2 protein-coding genes and 1 pseudogene are annotated in these 4,253 nt (G+C 57.8%); 2 read left to right on the plus strand and 1 reads right to left on the minus strand.

Going from position 1 to position 4,253, the window contains the following annotated elements:
• A partial coding sequence (locus tag Q5H33_RS08165; RefSeq protein ID WP_302423958.1) for a UvrD-helicase domain-containing protein occupies positions 1-1,677 on the minus strand: 1,677 nt, incomplete at its 3' end.
• Between the two features lie 410 nt (positions 1,678-2,087).
• Between Q5H33_RS08165 and Q5H33_RS08170 the strand changes: the two genes are divergently transcribed.
• A complete protein-coding gene (locus Q5H33_RS08170; RefSeq protein WP_117650101.1) occupies positions 2,088-3,515 on the plus strand; it encodes a serine/threonine-protein kinase in 1,428 nt (475 codons plus the stop codon).
• 108 nt (positions 3,516-3,623) lie between these two features.
• Positions 3,624-4,253 (plus strand): annotated as a pseudogene (locus Q5H33_RS08175) (AAA family ATPase); the annotation flags it as partial.

Raw genomic sequence — 4,253 nt, forward strand, 5'->3', positions numbered from 1 at the left:
ATCTTCGAAATCATCTTCGTCGTATTCTTCGGCAGCATCCTCATCATGGTTCGCAGCCTTGCTTTCCACAATCGAAGCGAGCGAAACCAACGCGTTCATCGCGGATTCGATGGATGCGAGACGGGCCGGACGCCCCTCATGCCGTTGATCACCACCGACCGTAATCAGCGGAGATCCCATAATCAACGCCACGCGCGAACGAATATAGGATCCGGCGGTCTGCAGGTCCATGGTCGAAGCCGCGATCGTCTGGTTTTTCAATTCGGCCAACTCGATCAACGCGAACAGACCCTGCACGAACGGCTCATCCTTCAACGGCCGGGTCACGCTGGAATAGCGCACGGGAACGCCGTCAGCGCGCAACCGCTCGCCGAATACGCGCACGGTGGCATTGTCGTGCGCGATCACGGCCATGTCGTTCCATACACGGGAACGTTGCAAATGCTCAGTTTTGATCTTCCACACCACGTCGTCGAGCTCTTCGGAAGAGGAACGGTACAAGGCCGTTTCCACACTGCCGTCGGCCGGCGTGACACGAGCGCCCGTATCGTCGGCCGGCAACGTTTCGATGGGCATCGCGCCTGGCATATCGCTCATTTTGCCGGGACGATCGGGCAGAGGCACGTCCGTCGACTCCGTGCTTGCGATCGACAGGCTCACTCGCGTCGCGACAAGCGTGCGATAGTCGCCATGCACGCCTTGCTGGTTCGACACGGTTTGCGCGGTATCGCCTTCGTGCGCCGTTTGCAGACCTTCGATGCGTTCAAGCCTCGCTCCCATGCGCGTCTGCGCCTGGTTGAACAGATATTCCGGATATGATCCTCGGAACGTCTGCACGGCTTCGTCGGGATTGCCAACCAACAGCAGGCGCACCCCGCGTTCATGCAGGGCTTCAAGCAGTGCGAAACCAGCCAACGTCGTATCTTGAAAATCGTCGACGATCAGCATGTTCGCAATATCGGCTTCCTGTATGCCAGACACGGCTTCGGTGGCGTCGATCATCAGCTGCGACGCGTCGAGACGATATTCGCCAGGATAAGACGAACGGATCGCCTCATTGTATTCCTCACGCAAGGCGAAGGCGAGACGCCATTGAGTGCGCAGGCGTTCGCGACGTTCGTCAAGCATGCCGTCCCTGCTGGCCGCACGGGCGATCAGCATGTCTTCGAACTGCGGTTTCGCGCCAATCTCGTTCATGCGTGCGAGCATGTCGCGCAATTGGTTGGCGAATGCGTCGGTGGAATCGTCGGCCACCAGTCCTGACCATTCGGAAACCGCGAAATAGGTGCGCAGCAGATCGCAGGTGGCGCAATCGTCGCCATGTTGCCTATGCTCCACATGCGAAGCCAGTACCTTGCGGATGATCACATCCTGTTCCGCACCGTTCAACAGTTTCGGCAACGGTTCGCCTTGACTTGATCTCACGGCCGTCAGCAGACGGAATGCGACGGCAGGCAACGTAGTGACCGGTCGCGCCTGCGACACGGCCGACAATTCGCGGATCGCCCGATCGCCCAACGCATCGGCGATCTGCCTGCCAGACACCGTCATCACGGCATTCCCGTCACCATACCGCCTCATTGCGGCAACCAGCATGCCCAGCGCAAACTCGGTTTTTCCACTGCTCGGCGCGCCCGCAACCAACGTGACGCGGTCAAGGTCTTCCAAATTCATCATGCCTCCCAACACTACTAGTCTCGCCCTCCTTTACCTGACAAATCCGGAACCTACAAAGTTGTCTCGAAGCCAACCTTTATCCAACACAATCTGCGGTGCAACCACTCCTTCGTGGCATCTGCAGCAACGCCGACAACACATCAATGGTCATTTCCATTTGAGCCAGATGCCCGTCATCCAGCAACTGAATGTATGTACCCTCATCGTCGCCACGAAGGCCGTCTCTTAAGGTTCGCACGTTCTTTCTATCACTACGACTTCTATTATTCAGCCACAACATGTCTCAGATGCCCGTCTTTGTATATGGACATTTTGACCCCTTGCTGATAGGTTTCTGTGTTGGTCTTCAGTTAGGATAGGATCCAGAGAGAGCGGCCGAAAAGCATACGCACCACGAGGAAAGAGAGCATATGGAAGCCATGAACGGCATTCCCCCTCAAATCCCTGGGTATACATTCGCCCAAAAGTTGGGTTCAGGTTCCGAAGCGAACGTGTATTTGTACCAGCAGCTTTCCCCCAGCCGACAAGTGGCCATCAAGGTCAGCAAGGGAACGCTCGATCCGCGCGCGGCGGCGCGGTTCCGTTCCGAAGCGAACTTCATGGGCAGGATCTCCTCGCATCCCTACATTCTTTCGGTGTACGAAAGCGGCGTCACCACCACGGGCAACGGCTACACCGTGTTCGAATACGCTCCGGGAGGCAATTACAAGACCTTCCTGGAATCCAACAGGCTCAACGCAGACCAGATGCTCACCGTCGGCATCAATCTGGCGAGCGCCCTTTCCACAGCGCACCGCGAAGGCATCATCCACCGCGACATCAAGCCCAGCAATATTCTCATCAACACGCATGGCATGCCCATGCTTGCCGATTTCGGCATCGCGGGAACGATTTACGGGCGTCCCGGCATCGGCTACACCATCGCGTGGGCTCCGCCGGAAGTGCTTGCGAAGAACGGCGGAGGCAACGAATCCTCCGACATTTATTCGCTGGGAGCAACGCTGTTCGCCATGCTGACGGGCCAGTCGCCGTACGAATACGGCTATTCCGCAGCTCTTGGCGCAACCCGAGGCAAAGAGCGCGGCGCTCTGCTGAGAAACATCATTCTCACCGATCCGCTCCCTAAGCTCAATAGGCCGGATATTCCCCCGCAAGTGGAGCGGATCTTGCGCAAGGCGTTGAATAAAACGCCGGAGGACCGGTATTATTCCGCATATGATTTCGCGCGTGACATGCAGCGTGCGCAGCAGGAATTGTATGGCCATGCCACGCCGACCACGGTCGAAGGCGAACCGCCGTTCCCGCAGAACCTGTACGCACAGTCCCAGGCGAACAGCCAGGCAGCCGCGGTTGTTCCGAAACAGCGCAACACTTGGGCCAAGCCTCTTGCGATCGTCGTTTCGGCGGTTGCCGCGATCACGGCCGTCGCGTTGGTGTTCGCGTATGTGATCTTGCCGAATATGGATTCGGCTTCCGACAATAGCAGCGTGCAGATCAAGACTCCGGGAACGCACGATCAGGACAACGATTCGCCTGATTCGGCCATCACCACAAGTAGCGTGCCCAGTGTCGAGAATCTGGCCGGCTCATATTCCGCCGACGGCGGCAGCGTGCAGTTCACATGGGTGAACCCCGACCCTCAGGACGGCGATTCGTACGCATGGTCGCTGGTAGGCGATGCAGGAGTAGACCCGAACGCCCAAGGAACCACCACCACCGACACGCGCATCAGCATCAAACCCGCCGACGGCTCGCAGACCTGCATCCAGGTGAGCCTCATCCGAGCGGACCGGCAGATGTCGCAGAATCCTGCGATCGCGTGCGCGGCCAAACCATAAGCATCACCATACTTCGCAACCGGACCGTCCAACGGCATATTTTCAATCGCAAACGGCATATACGGACCGATCACAACGACAATCGGAACATTCAGGGAAGAGCCAGAAATGGGCAAACGCAAGAACGGTGCCAACCAATCGGCGCAATCATATGAACGTCAACTACGTTTCGGATCAATGGTACGCAAACTGCTGTTGCCGTCGGGAAGCAGGCGGTGGATCACGCCGATCGTCATGCTGCTTCTGCTGCTGGGCATCATCGCGGGCGCGTTCATCGTCAGTTCGGTGACGCAACGGCATGTGCAGCTCGACGACGGCACCGTGTGGATCACCTCGTTGAAAGATCGCAAGGCCGCACGATTCAATGCGAAAAACAAGGATGTGGACGCCGGAGTCTCATCCGCAGCCTCCCGTTTCGACGTGGCACAGCATGATGGCGACACCGTGATTTCCGAAGGCACCAAAGCCAGCAATATCGCGGCTTCCACAATCAGCGAAACCGGCAACACCGCCATCAAAACGGATATCGCAACCATTATCGGAGGCAATACCGCGGCTTTCATCAACACCAAAACCGGCAATGTGTGGGTGGGATCCGCTGCCGATGTGAAATCCGTCAACCCCACCACCGACAAGCCGAACATGAAACTGGGATCCGGCGGAAAGATCGCGGTGACGCATGACGGAACCGTATACGGATACCGAACTTCCGATGGCGCGGTGCTGAGCATCAAAGGG

Source organism: uncultured Bifidobacterium sp. (assembly GCF_959020145.1).
In the GTDB taxonomy this organism is placed as follows: Bacteria; Actinomycetota; Actinomycetes; order Actinomycetales; family Bifidobacteriaceae; genus Bifidobacterium.